The sequence below is a fragment of the Bradyrhizobium sp. Rc3b genome (genome assembly GCF_900114915.1).
Lineage (GTDB): Bacteria > Pseudomonadota > Alphaproteobacteria > Rhizobiales > Xanthobacteraceae > Bradyrhizobium.
The window spans coordinates 205325-220967 of sequence record NZ_FOUS01000003.1; the positions used below are offsets into that span (position 1 = coordinate 205325).

A 15643-nucleotide genomic window follows, 5' to 3' on the forward strand; every position below is an offset into this window, starting at 1 on the left:
GGATGGCGTCTTGAGCCCGGATCACGTTTCGCTTTCCGGCACGCCCTGCGCCTCGCGGCGCCATATTCCCGGGCTCATCCCGACCACCGAGGAAAATACCCGGGTGAAGTGGCTTTGATTGGCGAACCCGGCCGATATCGCAATCTCCGCCAGCGACAGGTCGCGCACCGTCATCAATTGCTTGGCCGTGTCCACGCGCTGGCGCAGCAGCCATTGGTGCGGCGGCAGGCCGGTGGAGACGCGAAATGCACGCGAAAAATGACTGACGGAGAGATCGAACTCGGCTGCGATCTTGTCCAGTGAGAGCTTTCCGCGGAGATCGGATTCCAGTCTTTCGCAGGCCCGCTTGACCTGCCAAGGAGCAAGGCCGCCGCGCGCCGGCTCGGCGGCGCACCGCAATCCGCCGTAGGTCGTCGCAACATGTGCGGCGAGCGCGAGCATCATGTGGTCGATGAAGAGCTGGTTGGCCTCATCAGGCTGGCGCAATGCCGCCAGGAACGATGCGCCGAGATGGCGGATCGTCATATCGTCATGGCCGACGCCGGGCTGATAGGCGAGTTCGCCAATCCTTGGCGCGCCGCCTTGCCTCGCCATGTCGTCCAGCACTGAACGGGGCAGATAGAACAACAGGGAATGGAAAGGCTTGTCGATCACGTAGCGCGGATCGCGTTTCAGGTCGTACAGGTATGTCGCGCCGGCTTGGATATCGCTCTTGATTACGCAGCGGCCGCGCTCCCAGCACTCGCAATCGGCGAAATCGCGAAATTTCAGGCCAACGAGATAAGCGTCCTCCGAGGGCATCGAATCGGAAAGACGCGGCATTGGATGGTCATCCCGGGTCTCGGTGACGGCGAGCTCGGCGCTGCGCAGCGAACGCGTGACCAGCGTTGGCGGCGCATCTTTCAGATGCAGAAACCGTTCGACCTTCTGCGCGAAGGCAGCTGCCTGTGTCATGGCGGGAATCTCGGGCGTGGATCTCGTGTGAGAGGAGACTTGAGAGCGCGGCGCCATCGCCAAATCACGCCCGATTATCCGACATCGCCAAGCGACGGTCCAGACCAGCGCGTCGGAGCGGCAGCCGTATGACGGCCCGCCGCATTTATTGCCCGGACCGTTTTTCACGAGCGATTTCAACGTGTTTTGGTACCTCTCCGCGCAATACCGATTCAGTGCCTCGGTAAGCGCATCGCCGGCCCATCGTGCGTTTGTGAAAGCGCGCGCCGGCTTGGAGCAGGATCGGACAAAGCATCACCGCTTCAGGAAATACACGGAACCTTCGCAGCGCATAGAACACGCGCCGACCCGTACAAGTACGGACACTGATCGAAAGCTTGAGCTGATCAGGAGGAGCCACGCAATGACCGGGAGCACTGCACTCATGCGCAATCCCTCGCACCAGGGCTTGCCACCCCCGCCGGGCTCACAGCCGCACGATCGCTCGAGCTCCGAGCGACGCGCCGATGCGGAAATGGCGCGCGTGCTCGGGACCGAGCCACTTCGCATGGCACTGGACTCCTCCGGCGCCGGGATTGCCCATTGGAAACATGATCGATTGCACGACGTCGTCAAGCCCATGAGCCACCACGTGATCATGGCCCATAACGGCATGGTGCAGCGCATGGAGCGGCGGACAGGAAAATCGGTTGCGATCGGCACGTTTCGTCGCGGGGTCGTGGTCATCATTCCGGAAGGATCAAGCTCCCGCTGGGACATTCCGAAGCCCGTGGATGTAGTTCAACTGTATCTTCCCGATGCAACGTTAAAGCGCGTTGCTCGCGAAGCCGAGATCACGGGAACGAACGAGCTGCTGGAGCGGACGGCGCATCCTGACCCCATTACGTCTCGGCTGCTCCTGAGCGCGGCTGATACGCTGGGAGGCAACGAAGCCCTGGATACGCTGTTTCGGCATCAGCTGACGGATCTTCTGGCCACGCGCCTGCTGGTTGCGCACACAGGTTCGCCAGCCACGCTCCAGCCGACCATGGGCGGGCTGTCGCCGAAGATCCTGCTCCGTGCGATCGAACGATTGCGCTCGGACAGCGATGCGGACGTCTCGCTCGATGCGCTGGCTTCCGATGCCGGACTATCGCGCTTTCACTTCTGCCGCGCCTTCAAGGAGAGCACCGGCCTTTCCCCGCACTCGTGGCTGCGCCAACACCGGCTCGAGCAGGCCATGAAGATGCTGCGCGACAGCGACGAAGCGGTCGTCTCGATCGCTGCGGCGCTGGGCTATTCGTCGCAGACGGCGTTCGCAGCAGCCTTCAGGAAGCTGACCGGCGAGACGCCGAGCGACTGGCGCAGGCGGCACGCACGCTAAGAGCCCCGCCGATCCGGTCCGTCATCGGCGGACTGTCAGCGACGACACTGAACCCGCGCGATCCAGCGCCCGCGGTCCGAAGTCGAGACGGACCTATCACTCGCCGCGCTGGCGTCGGATGCCGGGCTGTCGCGCTTCCGTTTCCGCCGCGCGTTCAAGGAAAGCACTGGACTTTCACCGCATGCCTGGCTGCGCCAGCACCGGCTCGAGCAGGCCATGAATATGCTGCGCGACTCCGACGATTCGATCGTCTCGATCGCAGCTGCGCTTGGCTATTCCTCGCAAACGGCGTTCGCAGTCGCCTTCAAAAAACCGGCGAGAGCCCGAGCGACTGGCGCAGGCACAAGCGTTAGCAGCAATCGCGATGCAACCGCGGCAATCGCTCTGGCGCAGCGGCAGATTCGATCCGCTAGACCATCACCGTGCCAGACCAATCGACGGAGACCGAAGATGACCTGGAAAAACTTCATCAGCCGGCGGGTGATCGCTTCGCGACGCCGAGGCCTTGCAACCGCAACATTGTACGGACTCTCGCTGGCCGTTCGCTTCACGTCGGCGACGGGCGAGCAGGTCGAGATTCCGGCGCAAGCCATGCATCCGACCTACCCGCTGGTGTCCATCATGACCCGGGATGGCTCCGGTCTTCCCTACCAGGACTGGGGCCCGAGGACGACTCAGCCGGTCGTCTCTCGTCAAGGTTGGCTACGCCAAAGTTCGTTGCACCAAGGCTGGCCATCGAGTTCGCCGCTGTCGCGCTGCGCCGCGCCTTAAGGCCGGCGATTCACTTCACCTCTTCGTGGAGTCACCGGACGCTGCCTCAAGCGGAGCAGCGACGGCGTGCGCACGGACTTTCGAAACGCAGAGATCGAAACGCAGAGATCAAGGAGTAAACTCATGCGACTAGTCATCGTCGGCGCCGGCTTTGCCGGCATGTACGCCGCCCTTTCCGCCGCCCGCCTGCGCGAGATCCAGGGCGTCTCGCCAGAGCAGCTCGAGATCGCGCTGGTTGCCCCCGAGCCGACGCTCGTGGTTCGCCCGCGGCTCTATGAACGAAAGCCCGAGACCCTGACGGCACCCCTGCTCGACGTGCTCGAGGCCATCGACGTCAGCTATGTGCAAGGCATTGCCGAGACGGTCGACACCAAATCGAGCATGGTCAAGATCGCGACAGTGAAGGGCACGAAAAAGACGCTCTCTTACGACCGCCTCGTCGTGACCACCGGCAGCCGGCTGTTTCGCCCGAATATCCCGGGTCTCGCCAAGCACGGCTTCAGCGTCGATTCGCTCGAGGATGCGATCACGCTGGACAAGCATCTGCATGGCCTCGCCAAGCGGCCCGCCAGGAACGGGCGCGACACGGTCGTCGTCGCCGGCGGCGGCTTCACCGGCATCGAGGCGGCCACCGAAATGCCGGCGCGGCTTCGCGAAATCCTCGGCACGAGCGCCAGGCCCCGCGTCATCATCGTCGAACGCAACACGTCGATCGCGCCCGACATGGGCGCGGGTCCCCGTCCCATCATCGAGGAAGCCCTTGGCAAGCTTGGCGTGGAAGCCCGCCTCGGTGCAGGGGTCGCCTCGCTCGACAAATCCGGCGTCACCCTCTCCAGCGGCGAGCACATCGAAACCGAGACCGTGATCTGGGCGGCGGGCATTCGCGCCGCGCCGTTGACGACGCAGATTCCCGCCGAGCGCGACAGTTTCGGCCGGTTGCTTGTCGACCGCTGCCTGCAGGTGACAGGCGTTCAGGGCGTCTTCGCGGCCGGCGATGCGGCGCGTGCGGCCTGCGACGACGAGGGCAATTACGCGCTGATGTCGTGCCAGCACGCCACGCGGATGGGCGCCTTCGCCGGCAACAATGCCGCAGCCGAGCTGCTCGGCCTCGCGACCAGGCCCTATCACCAGAAAACCTACGTCACCTGTCTCGACCTCGGCGAGGCCGGCGCGCTGTTCACGCGCGGCTGGGAGCGCAACGTCGAGATGGTCGGCGACGTCGCCAAGAAGACGAAGCGGGAGATCAACACGGTCTGGATCTATCCGCCACGCGCCGAGCGCGCCGCCGCGCTCGCGTCAGCCGATCCGGAACGCGTGACTGATCTCTAGACGCCCACCTGATGACGGCCGCGCTCCTGCGGGCGCGGCCCGCTGCAGCCCCTCAACAATCCACATGCGAACAGAGGAGTCTCAAAGATGAATCAGATGATCTCTCACGCTCAAAAGGAGACGAACATGAACCTGCACGACACCACACATTTCGACAAAGCGCGGTCCGACGAGCTGGTTCCGTCGCGTTATGCGCTCCGTGTCGGCGAGATCGACGTGATGGTGATCAGCGATGGCGTGTTGACACCGCCCGCGGAGTCGATGGCCACCAACGCCGACCCGGCTGCACGAGGCGCGTGGCTGGACGACATGTTCCTGTCGCGCGACGCGTTCGATTGGGCGCTGAACGAGGTCGTGGTGCGCAGCGGCGACCAGACCATCCTCATCGACAGCGGGCTCGGTGTGGAGTACCCGGAATTTCCGCGAGCCGGGCAGCTCGGCTCGCGGCTCGATGCTGCCGGCATCGATCTTGGATCGGTGACCGACGTGGTGCTGACCCACATGCACTTCGACCATGTTGGCGGACTGCTCGTCGACGGGGTGAAAGAGCGGATGCGTCCGGACCTGCGGATTCACGTGGCTGCGGCCGAGGTCAAGTTCTGGGCAGCGCCGGATTTCTCCCGCACCGCCATGCCGCCGGCGCTCGCCGACCTGGCTCGGCGAGCATCCAGGCAATTCATGGACGAATACCGCGACCAGCTGCGCACTTTCCAAGAGCAGCACGAAGTGGCGCCGGGCGTGGTCGTCAGTCGCACCGGCGGTCACACCCCCGGGCACAGCGTGGTCCGCCTGGCATCCGGCGGCGACCGGCTGATGTTCGCCGGCGATGCCATATTCCCGGTCTCGTTTGATCACCCCGAATGGCACAACGGCTTCGAGCACGATCCCGAGGAGGCGACCCGCGTCCGGATCCGGCTCATGCGCGAGCTGGCGGAGACGGGCGCGTGGCTGGTCGCCACGCACATGCCGTTCCCGTCGATCGGCCGGGTAGCGGCCGCAGGCGACCTGTTTCGTTGGGTACCGACCTGGTGGGACTACTGACCGCGTGTTGGACCAGGTCGCCCCAGCACGCCTCAATCTCCGAACACCTCAAGGCATTGACCGCACTGCCCACGGCAGACGCGCGGTCACTTACTGAACTGCGTCAAGACAGAGCAAAGGAGCTTTCAAGATGAACCAGACGATCCGTAACACTGAGGAGACGAACATGAACCTGCACCACACCACACGCCCCGGCGAGCCGGGGTCCCAAGAGCTGGTTCCTTCGCGCTACGCGCTGAAGATCGGCGAGATCGACGTGATGGTGATCAGCGACGGCGTACTGACGCTGCCAGGCGCGATGCTGGCCCACAACGCCGACCCGGCCGTCCGCGCGGCGTGGCTGAAGGATATGTTCCTGCCGCCGGACGCGTTCGATTGGGCGCTGAACGTGGTCGTGGTGCGTAGCGGCGACCGGACCATCCTCGTCGACGCCGGACTAGGATCCGACCCGGACTTGCACTTGCCGCGGGCCGGCCAGTTGAGCAAGCGACTGGAAGCCGCCGGTATCGATCTTGAGTCCGTGACCGACGTGGTGCTGACGCACATGCACATGGACCACATTGGCGGGCTGCTCGTCGACGAGGTGAAGGAGCGGCTGCGCCCGGACCTGCGCATCCACGTGGCAGCCGCCGAGGTCGCATTCTGGGAGGCGCCCGATTTCTCCCACGTCTCGATGCCGCCGGGATTCCCGGACGCGCTTCGGGCGACCGCCAAGCGGTTCGCGAAAGAATACCACAACCAGCTGCGTACCTTCGAGGACGAGCACGAGGTGGCACCGGGCGTGGTGGTCACGCGCACCGGTGGCCACACCCCCGGGCACAGCGTGGTCCGCCTGGCATCAGGCGGCGATCGGCTGACATTCGCCGGCGACGCCGTGTTCACTGTCGGGTTCGACCACCCCGACTGGCACAACGGCTTCGAGCACGATCCCGAAGAGGCGGCCCGCGTCCGGGTCCGTCTTCTGCGCGAGCTGGCGGCGAACGAAGAACTCCTCGTCGCCACGCACATGCCGTTCCCGTCCATCGGACGGGTCGCGGTCGACGGCGACCACTTTCGCTGGGTGCCAGCCTTCTGGGACTACTGACCGCTCGTCGGGTTAGAGCCGGGGGTGCGTACTCACCGCATGAGTGAGTTCGCACCCTGTGTTCGGCGCGGCCCCTAAGCCGACCGCCTTACGGCGTCGCTGCCTGCCGGCGCAACATCCAGCCGCCCCAGCATCGCCCTCGCCTGCTCGGCGCAGTGCTCGATCAGCCAGCGCTCGAACGCGACGGGGGGAAGTGCGGGGGCGTAGAAGAAGCCTTGCACGACGTCGCAGCCGAGCTCGGCCAGGGTCTTGCGCTGGCCTTCGGTCTCGACGCCCTCGGCGACGACGGTCATGCCGAGGCCCTGGCCGACGCGCACCACGGCGGTGGCGATCGCGAGCGCGCCGGCGTCACGCTCGATATCGCGCATGAAACTGCGGTCGATCTTCAATTCGCGGATCGGCAAATGCGCGAGACGGCTGAGGCTGGAATAGCCGGTACCGAAATCGTCCAACGAGAGCCCGACGCCGAGCTCGCGAATCGCGTTCATCGTCTCGAGCGCGGCGACGCCGTCCTGCATGAAAGCGCCTTCGGTGATCTCCAGCATCAAGGCGTCCGCCGACAGATCGTATTCGGAGAGAATGTCCTTGAGCCGCGCGGCCAGCGTGACGTTGCGGAAATTGATCGGCGACAGGTTGACCGACACGCTAGGGATGTTGAGCCCGGCGCGGCGCCAGCTCGCCATCTGCCGGCAGGCCTCGCGCACCGACCACAGTCCGATCTGCTCGATCAGGCCGCACTCCTCGGCGAGCGGGATGAACTTTGCCGGCGAGACGTCGCCGAGCACGGCATCACGCCAGCGCGACAGCGCCTCGACGCCGTGGATGGCGCCGTCGCAGCTGCGGATCTGCGGCTGGTAGCTGAGAGTCAGCGCGCCTTCGACGATGGCACGGCGGAGCGCCGCGATCAGCGCCAGCCGCTGCTCGGTGAGCCCGTTCATCTCGGCGCTGAAGATACGATAGGTCGAGCGGCCCGCCTGCTTGGCCATGTACATGGCGGCATCGGCCTGCTGCATCAGTGTATCGATGTCGGTGGCATGGTCGGGATAGAGGCTGATGCCGATGCTGGCCGACATCGGCATCAGCTTCGATCCGAGCTTCAAGGGTGCAGCCAGCGCCTCCGTGATGTCGGCCGCGACGCGCGCGGCGCTCTCGGCGTTGCGTTGCGGCAGCAGGATGACGAACTCGTCGCCGCCGAGCCGTCCCAGCATGTCCTCGGGGCCGATCTGCTCGCGCAGGCGCTGGGCGAGCTGGATCAGGAGCTCGTCGCCGGCGGCGTGACCGAGCGTGTCATTGACGTCCTTGAAATGATCGACGTCGAGAAAAGCGAGTGCGACATGGCTGCCGGTCGGGCAGGCATCGATCGCCGTGGTGATCAGGTGGCGCAGCTGCGCGCGGTTCGGCAGCCCGGTGAGAATGTCGTGATAGGCGAGCCGCGCGATCTCGGCGCGCGCTTCCTTGCGCTCGATCGCGAAGGCGCCGAGATTGACGCAGGCCTCGACGATGCGCCGATGCCAATTGCTCGGCGCGCGGGGCTCCCGATAGTAGAAGGCGAAGGTCGCGATGACCCGGCCGTCCTTGGCCTTGACCGGCGTCGACCAGCAGGCGCGCAGGCCGATCGCGAGCGGCATGGCCTTGTAGGGCTGCCAGCGCGGATCGGTCTCCAGATCGGTCGCCAGCACCGGTTCGCCGTAGAAAGCGGCGGTGCCACAGGAGCCGACATCGGGGCCGATGGCCACGCCGTCCAGCGCGCGGGAATAATCATCGGGCAGGCTGGGACCGCCGAGCGGATGGATCAGGCCCGCGGCATCGACGTGAAGCAACGAGCAGACCACGTGGGGCGCGATCTCCTCGACGCGACGGCACAGCCTGTCGGCGATCTCGCCGATCGGCACCTCGTCGGCGAGCGCGCCCATGATGAGTTGCTGGAGCGAGCGCAGCTGCTTGGTCTCGGTGATGTCCTCGAGCAGCGCGAAGATGTGCTTGACCCGGCCCTTCGTGTCGCGGAAGGCATCGATCCGGGCGCAGACCCAGATCTCCTCGCCGTCCTTGTCGTAGACCAGCACCTCGGCTTCGCCGCGGCGACCGCCATGCATCAGGCGCTTGATGAGCTTCGCGATGGCCTTGCGATCGGTATGCCGGCCGGCGATCAGCTCGCCAGCGCGGCGGCCCTCGGCCTCCGCGTTGGTATAGCCGAACAGCGTCGTGAAGGCGGAATTGACATAGACGATGTTCTGCTCGGTGTCGCTGATGATCACCGCCCGGTTGGTCTGGTCGGAGACGGCGTGGAGAAGCCCGATCCTGACGCGGCGCTCGGCTTCGATGGTGACGTCACGCGCAAACAGGATGTAATGATTGGCGCCGCCGATTTTCACGGAAGACAGCGCGATAGCCGCCCTGATGCGGCTGCCGTCACGGCGCACGAGACTGATCTCGTCCCGGAGATCGGCCACCGGATCGGCCTGAAGGCCCTTGAGGGCGAGAATTTCGGCATCGCGACCCAGCACGTCGGTGCGTGCCAACTTCCAGATGCGCTCCGCGGCGGCGTTGAAATGAGTGATGCGATGCGCGTCATCGACGATGACGACGCCATCGTCGGCGCGTTCGAGCGCGGCTCGCAGCACGTCCGGAATTTCAGTGAGACAATCGAAGGCGGACATCGTTTGACCCGGCGATATCGGGAAAATACGGCAAGCGGTCCGACGCTAACGCTCCGATGGTGTCCAAGTCGTTTTTTGCCGCGTCATCGCTCCTCGCCAAGAGGCGGCATGCTTAACGATCCGCGAAAACGGCGACGGTATCTTGATGCGTGCGGAACTAATCCGCGCCGGTTCCCGCGTGAAGCTTGTGCAGCCGGCCGGCGACGGCCCGCACCTTGCGCGGTGCGGCCTGCCAAATCGAGAGCGCCGACAAGGCGCTCACGATCATCGCGATGGCGAAGGCGAGCGTGTAGTCACCAGTGCGATCGTAGAGGAAGCCGGTCACCCACGGTCCGGCGGCACCGCCTGCCAACGCCGCCAGCATGATCGTGCCGAAGATGCTGCCCTGGTGCTTGCCCTGGAAAATCTCGAACACCACCGCGCCCATGATCGAGGTGAGGCCGTAACCGAACGCGCCTTGCGTGAACACCATCACGTAGACCAGCCACAGCGACGGCTGGAACTTCAGCGCCATCAGCGCCGCAAAGCAGATCACAAAGCCGGCGCAACTGATCGCCCACACCCATTCCCGCCCGATCCGGTCGGAGACATGGCCGAGCAGGATCTGGCCGGGAATGCCGAGCAGGCTGACGATGCCGAGCGCCCACACCGCGACACCTGGACTGAAGCCGATGTCGAGCAGGAACTTGGTCTGGTGCACCTGCACCGCGTACCAGATGTACAGGCCGCAGAAATAGCCGAGTGCGATCCACCAGAACCGCGCGGTCGCGACGGCACGTTTCAGCGTCCAGTCGGTCCCGACCCAGACGGGATCGACGACATTGGAGATCGGCTCGGCCGCACCTGCGGCCGGGACGACATCGCCGTCCGGCTCGAGGCCGATGTCCTGCGGGCGCTTGTGCAGCAGCAGATTGACCGGCGCCAGCACGACCAGGATGAGCAGGCCCATCGCGGTGCAGGCGGTGCGCCAGCCGGTCTGCTCGATCATGTGCTGCACCCATGGCAGCAGCGTCACCGAGCCGATACCGACGCCGGCGAAAGCGATGCCGATGGCGAAGCCGCGCTTGCGGATGAACCAGTTCGGCAGGAACAGCGACTGGCCGGAATAGCCGAGACACACCGATCCGGCACCAACCATGACGCCGATGGTGACATAGAGGTGCCAGGGCGCGCTGGTGAGCGGCGCAAGCAGCAATCCGCCGCCCATCAGCACGACGCCGAGCTCCATCACCGCGCGCGGGCCGGCGCGGTCCATCAGGCGGCCGATCAGCGGGCTGACCACGCCAGACACCACGAAGCCGAAGGAGAAGGCGCCCGCGGTGACGCCGCGCTCCCAGCCGAATTCGGAGATGATGGGAGGAAAGAACAGTGAAAAGGCGGTACGCGCGTTGACGCCGATGGCCATGGTGACGAAGGTCACGGCGACCACGACCCAGCCGTAGAAGAACGGAAGCCGCATGTTGTGCTTATTTCATCCCTAGACGATCCTTCCGACCATCTGGAGATGTCCGGGTCAAGCGCTTTTCGCGCATGCCCCTTGAGCGAGATGCGTCAGGGAGATCTCAGGCGGCGTCGCGCCGCGAGGGTTTGGCCGGCGCGTCGAACAGGATTCGCTCGATCGGCTGCGGGCGGCCGAACAGATAGCCTTGCGCGAAATTGACGCCGAGCGCCTTCAGTCGCTCGTACTCCTCGCGGGTCTCGACGCCCTCGGCGGTGACCGACATGTCGAGCCCGCGCGCCAGCGTCACGATCGAGGAGATGATGGCGGAGCTACGCGGCTGCTGGGTGAGGTTGCGGATGAACGACTTGTCGATCTTGATCTTGTCGAACGGGAACGCCGTCAGATAGCTGAGCGAGGAATAACCGGTGCCGAAATCGTCGAGCGCGAGCTCGACGCCGAGCTGCTTCAGCCGCTGCATGAAGGCGTGGTTCTCGACCCCGCGCTCCAGCAGCACGGATTCCGTGATCTCGATCTCCAGCCGCTGGGGCGGCAGGCCGGAATCGGCGAGCGCCGCGCAGATCACCTCGAACAGCCGGGCCTCCTTGAACTGGATCGGCGACAGGTTGACGGCGACCGCGAGATCCGATGGCCAGCCGGCCGCATCCGCGCAGGCGCGCCGCAGCACGAACTCGCCGAGCGGCACGATCAGCCCGGTCTCCTCCGCAAGCGAAATGAACTGGTCCGGCGGAATCAATCCGCGTGTCGGATGCCGCCAGCGCACCAGCGCCTCGAAGCCGCGCCGCGCGCCGCTCAGCGCGTCGACGAACGGCTGGTAGTGCACCTCCAGCTGGCACCGCGCGATGGCGTCGCGCAGATCCCCCTCCAGGGTGTTGCGCGCCTCGAGCTCGGCCGACATCGCCTCGTCGTAGATGGTGAAGCAGTTGCGGCCTGCCGATTTCGAACGATAGAGCGCAAGGTCCGCCTTCTTCAGCAATTGCTCCTGATCGCTGCCGTGATCCGGCGCGATGGCGATGCCAATGCTGGTGCCGATCTCGACGCGGTGACCAGGCAGCAGGAACGGTTCGGTCAAGAGCTTGGCAATCCGCGCCGCCAGCTCGGTCGAGCAGGCGCGCTGATCCTCGCCGGTTTCCTGGATGATGGCGAACTCGTCGCCGCCGAGCCGCGCCAGCACGTCGTTGGCGCGCACGGCGGATTTCAGCCGCTGCGCTACCTGGCGCAGCAATGCATCGCCGGCGCCGTGGCCGAGCGAATCGTTGACGTTCTTGAAGCGGTCGAGGTCGAGCATCAGGATCGAGAACGGCAGACCCCGCACGCTCAGCTGGCTGTTCATCTCGTCGAGCCGGGTGAGGAAGAAGGCGCGGTTCGGCAGCCCGGTCAGGATGTCGGTCTGGGCGAGCTCGAGCACCCGCCGGTTCGCCAGCGACAGCCGCCGCGAATTGCGGCTCGCAAGCATGAGATAGGTCGACAGCGACAGCGTCAGCAGCATGCCGACGATCAGCACGGCGCCGGCGCGATCGTAAGTCGTCTCCAGCGGACCGCCGGCGGTTGGAACCGCCCGCACCTGCCAATCGGTGTCGCCGATCTTGAGGCTGCCCGCCCAGTGCAGCGCCCGCGCAACGTCCCGCATCGATTGCGGCGCCGTGGCCGCCGACGAATAATCCGGCAGCATCTGCTCCAGGCTGACGATCTGCGCCGTGAAAGGCGGATAGACGTTCATGCTGACCGCGGGGCTTGCTCCGGTCGTGACGCGAATGGCCTGGATCAGCAACGGCATGTCGAAGATGCCGACCACGAAGCCGGCCAGATTGCGGCGCCGGTCCGCGACCGTATCGCGCGAGGTCCCCTTGGCGTAGACGGGAACGGCAACGAGGACGTCGGGCAGCCGGCCGCCCTCCTTCGGTTCGAACAAGCGCGTGCGAATGGCTGCGACCTTGTCGTTGTCGCGGGCGCGCTCCAGCACCGCGAGGCGCTCCGGGACGGTGGCGTAATCCATGCCGTACACCGCCGAGGTCTTCGGCTGGGTCGAGTAGAACACCGGAAAATATTCATCGGTCTGCGGCGCCGTCGCAAAGCCCGCGCCCTGGAGCGACTTGATGCGATAGCCGGACACGCCGTCCGCGATCGCCGCGGTCTCGTATTCGGCGCGTTCCTTGCGGTTGACGCGCGGCAACCAGGCGATGCGCAGCATGCCGGGATGGCGCTCGAACAGACGGGCGCTGAAGGTTTCGAACTCGCTGCGGGTGACCTCGTCGTTGGTCGATTCGAACAGCGTGCGCAACGCGACGAGCCGGGAGATGTATTCGCCCATGCCGTTCTGCATGACGATCGCTTCGGTTTCGGCCGCGTTCTCGAACTCGATCCTGTTGACGCGATCCTCCCACCGCGCCACGGCGGCCGCGCCCACGACCGAAAACAGAAGACCGACGCCGACCGCGACGAGCGCAGGGCGATACAGCCCGAGCAGCGGCGCGGCACGCCACCATCCGGTCATACGCCTCCGATCCTGATCGTTCTGATCGCGATCGCCCATCTTGAAGCCGCCGTCCCCCTGTCCGCGACGAACCGAACCTCTGGTTGAGATGCCGGCGCCGCTATCGGAACAAGACCGCGGTTAAGAACTGCACAATTTCGGAACCCCTCCATTCCGCAACGCGTGAATTAGTTAATGAAGTGCCCGAATGATCCGGCATTCTGGAAACAACTTGCCGGTTTTGCCCGGAGTACTACGGGCTGCCGACACGTCGCCGGTTAGCGAGCTATTCAGGCTCGCAGGAATATGTTGCGCAAGGCTCCTCCCCATCATTCGGCAAAACTCCCTGATGTATCGATTTCGATCAGCGACATCCCTCGTCCTGGCCATCGCGCTCCTCGCCGCGACCGTGCTGGCGGCGAGAGCCGACGAGGCCGGCGTCAGCGAGGATGCGATCCTGTTCGGCCAGGCCGCCGCGCTGGAAGGGCCCTCCTCCGCGCTCGGACAGCGCATGCGGCAAGGCATCGTCGCGGCATTCACCGAGATCAACGCCAAGGGCGGGGTCCACGGCCGCAAGCTCCAGCTCATCAGCCGCGACGACGGCTACGACCCCGACCGTTCGGTGGCGCAGACGCTGCACCTGATCGACGACGACAAGGTGTTTGCGCTGATCGGCGCGGTGGGCACGCCGACCGCGATGGCGACAATTCCGATCACCAGCGCCAGGAACGTTCCCTTCATCGGTCCGTTCAGCGGCGCCGAATTCCTGCGCGACCTCGAGCTTGCCAACGTCGTCAACATCCGCGCGAGCTATGGTGCGGAGGCCGAGGCGTGGATCAAGCACCTCACCGAGGATCGCCACTTCACCCGCATCGGCATCTTCTACCAGGACGATTCCTTCGGCCGGGACGGTCTGGTCGGCGTCAAGCGCGCGCTCGCCAAGCGCGGCCTCGAGCTTGCCGCCGAGGGCACGTTCGAGCGCAACACCCGCGCGGTCACCGCAGCCTGGCGGGTGATCAGGCGCGCCGAACCCGAGGCGATCGTGATGGTCGGGACCTATGGGCCCTGCGCGGAGTTCATCAAGCTCGCGCACCGCAGCGGCTTCCATCCGACCTTCGTCAACGTCTCCTTCGTCGGCGCCAATGCGCTGGCCAAGGAACTCGGCCCCGAGGGTGAAGGCGTCATCGTCTCGCAGGTCGTGCCGTTTCCATGGGACCGCTCGCTCAAGCTCGTCGCCGAATACCAGGCGGCGCAGAAGGCGTTCGATCCGACGCTGACACCGGACTTCGTGTCGCTGGAAGGCTATCTCTCCGGCCGGCTTGCGGCCGCGGCGCTGGAAAGGGCCGGGCCGAACCCGACGCGCGCGAGCCTGCTCCGCGCCATCAACGATGTCGGCCGCTTCGACATCAGCGGCAGCGCCGTCAATGTCGGCATCCGCATGATCGATGCGCCGCCGAAGGTGTTTTTGACGGTGATCCAGAAGGACGGAACGTTCAGGGCGGTGGACCGGCTATGAAGCCGCTCACGGCCGCCGCGTCCAGCGCTCGGCATTGACGGCACCCGGCGGAATCTCGCCCTTGACGATTGCCTCGACCTGCCGAACCGTTTCCAGCGACTGATATTCGATCGCCTGCGGCGTCAGCCCGCCGACATGCGGCGTCGCGATGACGTTGGGAAGCTTCGCCAGCTCCGGCGTCGGCATCTGGTCGGGCGCGCGGCCGACATCCATCGCCGCGCCGGCGATGCGATGCTCCAGCAGCGCGCGCGCCAGCGCCGGCTCATCGACGAGATTGCCACGCGAGAGGTTGATGAAGACGGCATGCCTCTGCATGCGGGCCAGCGCCGCTTCGCCGATCAAATTCTCGGTCTGCTCGTTGGCGATGGCAAGGCAGACGACATAGTCGGAGGCAGCGAGGAGCTCATCGAGACCGACCTGCCGGATCGCGGCATCGCCGACGGTTGCGAAGGGATCGGTGACCAGCACCTCCATGCGCAGCACCTGTGCGACCTCGGCGAGATAACGGCCGATGCTGCCGTAACCGATAATGCCGATTTTGCTGCCCGCGAGCTGGCGGCCCATCCGCGCCTCGACCTTGCGGCCGGCCTGGTAGTCCGCCGTCGCCCGGGATATGCCGCGGGAGAGATCGACCATGAAGCCGAGTGCGAGCTCGGCAACGGCCTGCACGAAACCGGGCCCGGCGCGGGTCACGAGCACGCCGACCTCTGAGGCCGCTTCCACATTGACGTTGCGGATATCGACGGCACAGCGGACGAAGGCGCGCAGACGCGGCAGCTGCGCAAAGATCTCGCCGCGCCCTTCCGTCATGCGATCGGCGACGATGATGTCGACGTCTTTCGCCGCGCGCACGAGGCCGGCGGCGTCCAGGGTTTCGTCGCTCTCGTGCAGGATCACCTCGGCGGCCGCGCGTAGGCCGCTCAGGCTGCGATCGCCATAGTAATTGCGCCGCATCTCCGGTGTGTGCGCGAGCAGAACCTTCACGTCAAAACTCCT

Annotated in this window: 11 protein-coding genes and 1 pseudogene; 7 read left to right on the top strand and 5 right to left on the bottom strand. The window is 65.7% G+C overall.

Going from position 1 to position 15643, the window contains the following annotated elements; genetic code table 11:
• Window positions 1-21 precede the first annotated feature (21 nt).
• Entirely contained in the window at window positions 22-954 is a 933-nt protein-coding gene (locus BM190_RS07815) for a helix-turn-helix domain-containing protein (RefSeq protein WP_092253365.1), read from the bottom strand.
• Between the two features lie 514 nt (window positions 955-1468).
• Between BM190_RS07815 and BM190_RS07820 the strand changes: the two genes are divergently transcribed.
• The 6 genes and pseudogenes from BM190_RS07820 to BM190_RS07845 all read left to right on the top strand — a co-directional run bounded on the left by BM190_RS07820 (window position 1469) and on the right by BM190_RS07845 (window position 6542).
• A complete protein-coding gene (locus BM190_RS07820) occupies window positions 1469-2317 on the top strand; it encodes a helix-turn-helix domain-containing protein (protein ID WP_092253367.1) in 849 nt (282 codons plus the stop codon).
• Window positions 2318-2340: 23 nt separating this feature from the next.
• Window positions 2341-2670: pseudogene (locus BM190_RS07825) on the top strand (helix-turn-helix transcriptional regulator); the annotation flags it as partial.
• A gap of 97 nt (window positions 2671-2767) precedes the next feature.
• Complete coding sequence (locus tag BM190_RS07830; protein ID WP_092253369.1) at window positions 2768-3088, top strand: hypothetical protein; 321 nt, start codon at window positions 2768-2770, stop codon at window positions 3086-3088.
• Window positions 3089-3211: 123 nt separating this feature from the next.
• On the top strand, window positions 3212-4417 hold the full coding sequence (locus tag BM190_RS07835; RefSeq protein WP_092253371.1) for an NAD(P)/FAD-dependent oxidoreductase: 1206 nt from the start codon (window positions 3212-3214) through the stop codon (window positions 4415-4417).
• 87 nt (window positions 4418-4504) lie between these two features.
• Window positions 4505-5458: an MBL fold metallo-hydrolase gene (locus BM190_RS07840; protein ID WP_092253373.1), complete on the top strand. Its 954-nt coding sequence runs from the start codon at window positions 4505-4507 to the stop codon at window positions 5456-5458.
• 130 nt (window positions 5459-5588) lie between these two features.
• The gene (locus tag BM190_RS07845; protein ID WP_092253375.1) at window positions 5589-6542 is read left to right on the top strand and encodes an MBL fold metallo-hydrolase; all 954 of its coding nucleotides are present in this window, start codon (window positions 5589-5591) and stop codon (window positions 6540-6542) included.
• 74 nt (window positions 6543-6616) lie between these two features.
• Here the strand turns inward: BM190_RS07845 and BM190_RS07850 are convergent, their stop codons facing one another.
• From BM190_RS07850 to BM190_RS07860, 3 genes are all read right to left on the bottom strand, one after another.
• Window positions 6617-9199: an EAL domain-containing protein gene (locus BM190_RS07850; protein ID WP_177236960.1), complete on the bottom strand. Its 2583-nt coding sequence runs from the start codon at window positions 9197-9199 to the stop codon at window positions 6617-6619.
• A 157-nt stretch (window positions 9200-9356) separates the two neighbouring features.
• Window positions 9357-10658 (bottom strand): MFS transporter, encoded by a 1302-nt coding sequence (locus BM190_RS07855; RefSeq protein WP_092253379.1) that lies wholly within the window; start codon window positions 10656-10658, stop codon window positions 9357-9359.
• A gap of 103 nt (window positions 10659-10761) precedes the next feature.
• Window positions 10762-13152, bottom strand: coding sequence for a bifunctional diguanylate cyclase/phosphodiesterase (locus tag BM190_RS07860; protein WP_244550621.1), 2391 nt, complete (start codon window positions 13150-13152; stop codon window positions 10762-10764).
• 328 nt (window positions 13153-13480) lie between these two features.
• On the opposite strand from BM190_RS07860, the gene BM190_RS07865 reads away from it, so the two are divergent.
• The gene (locus tag BM190_RS07865; RefSeq protein WP_092253383.1) at window positions 13481-14647 is read left to right on the top strand and encodes an ABC transporter substrate-binding protein; all 1167 of its coding nucleotides are present in this window, start codon (window positions 13481-13483) and stop codon (window positions 14645-14647) included.
• Between the two features lie 6 nt (window positions 14648-14653).
• On the opposite strand, the gene BM190_RS07870 is transcribed toward BM190_RS07865, so the two are convergent.
• The gene (locus BM190_RS07870) at window positions 14654-15631 is read right to left on the bottom strand and encodes an NAD(P)-dependent oxidoreductase (RefSeq protein WP_092253385.1); all 978 of its coding nucleotides are present in this window, start codon (window positions 15629-15631) and stop codon (window positions 14654-14656) included.
• Window positions 15632-15643: the final 12 nt, after the last annotated feature.

Bases quoted from the DNA above. Each gene is read 5' to 3' on its own strand.
- BM190_RS07815 (WP_092253365.1), bottom strand. From the start codon at position 954: ATGACACAGGCAGCTGCCTTCGCGCAGAAGGTCGAACGGTTTCTGCAT.
- BM190_RS07820 (WP_092253367.1), top strand. From the start codon at position 1,469: ATGGCGCGCGTGCTCGGGACCGAGCCACTTCGCATGGCACTGGACTCC.
- BM190_RS07830 (WP_092253369.1), top strand. From the start codon at position 2,768: ATGACCTGGAAAAACTTCATCAGCCGGCGGGTGATCGCTTCGCGACGC.
- BM190_RS07835 (WP_092253371.1), top strand. From the start codon at position 3,212: ATGCGACTAGTCATCGTCGGCGCCGGCTTTGCCGGCATGTACGCCGCC.
- BM190_RS07840 (WP_092253373.1), top strand. From the start codon at position 4,505: ATGAATCAGATGATCTCTCACGCTCAAAAGGAGACGAACATGAACCTG.
- BM190_RS07845 (WP_092253375.1), top strand. From the start codon at position 5,589: ATGAACCAGACGATCCGTAACACTGAGGAGACGAACATGAACCTGCAC.
- BM190_RS07850 (WP_177236960.1), bottom strand. From the start codon at position 9,199: ATGTCCGCCTTCGATTGTCTCACTGAAATTCCGGACGTGCTGCGAGCC.
- BM190_RS07855 (WP_092253379.1), bottom strand. From the start codon at position 10,658: ATGCGGCTTCCGTTCTTCTACGGCTGGGTCGTGGTCGCCGTGACCTTC.
- BM190_RS07860 (WP_244550621.1), bottom strand. From the start codon at position 13,152: ATGACCGGATGGTGGCGTGCCGCGCCGCTGCTCGGGCTGTATCGCCCT.
- BM190_RS07865 (WP_092253383.1), top strand. From the start codon at position 13,481: ATGTATCGATTTCGATCAGCGACATCCCTCGTCCTGGCCATCGCGCTC.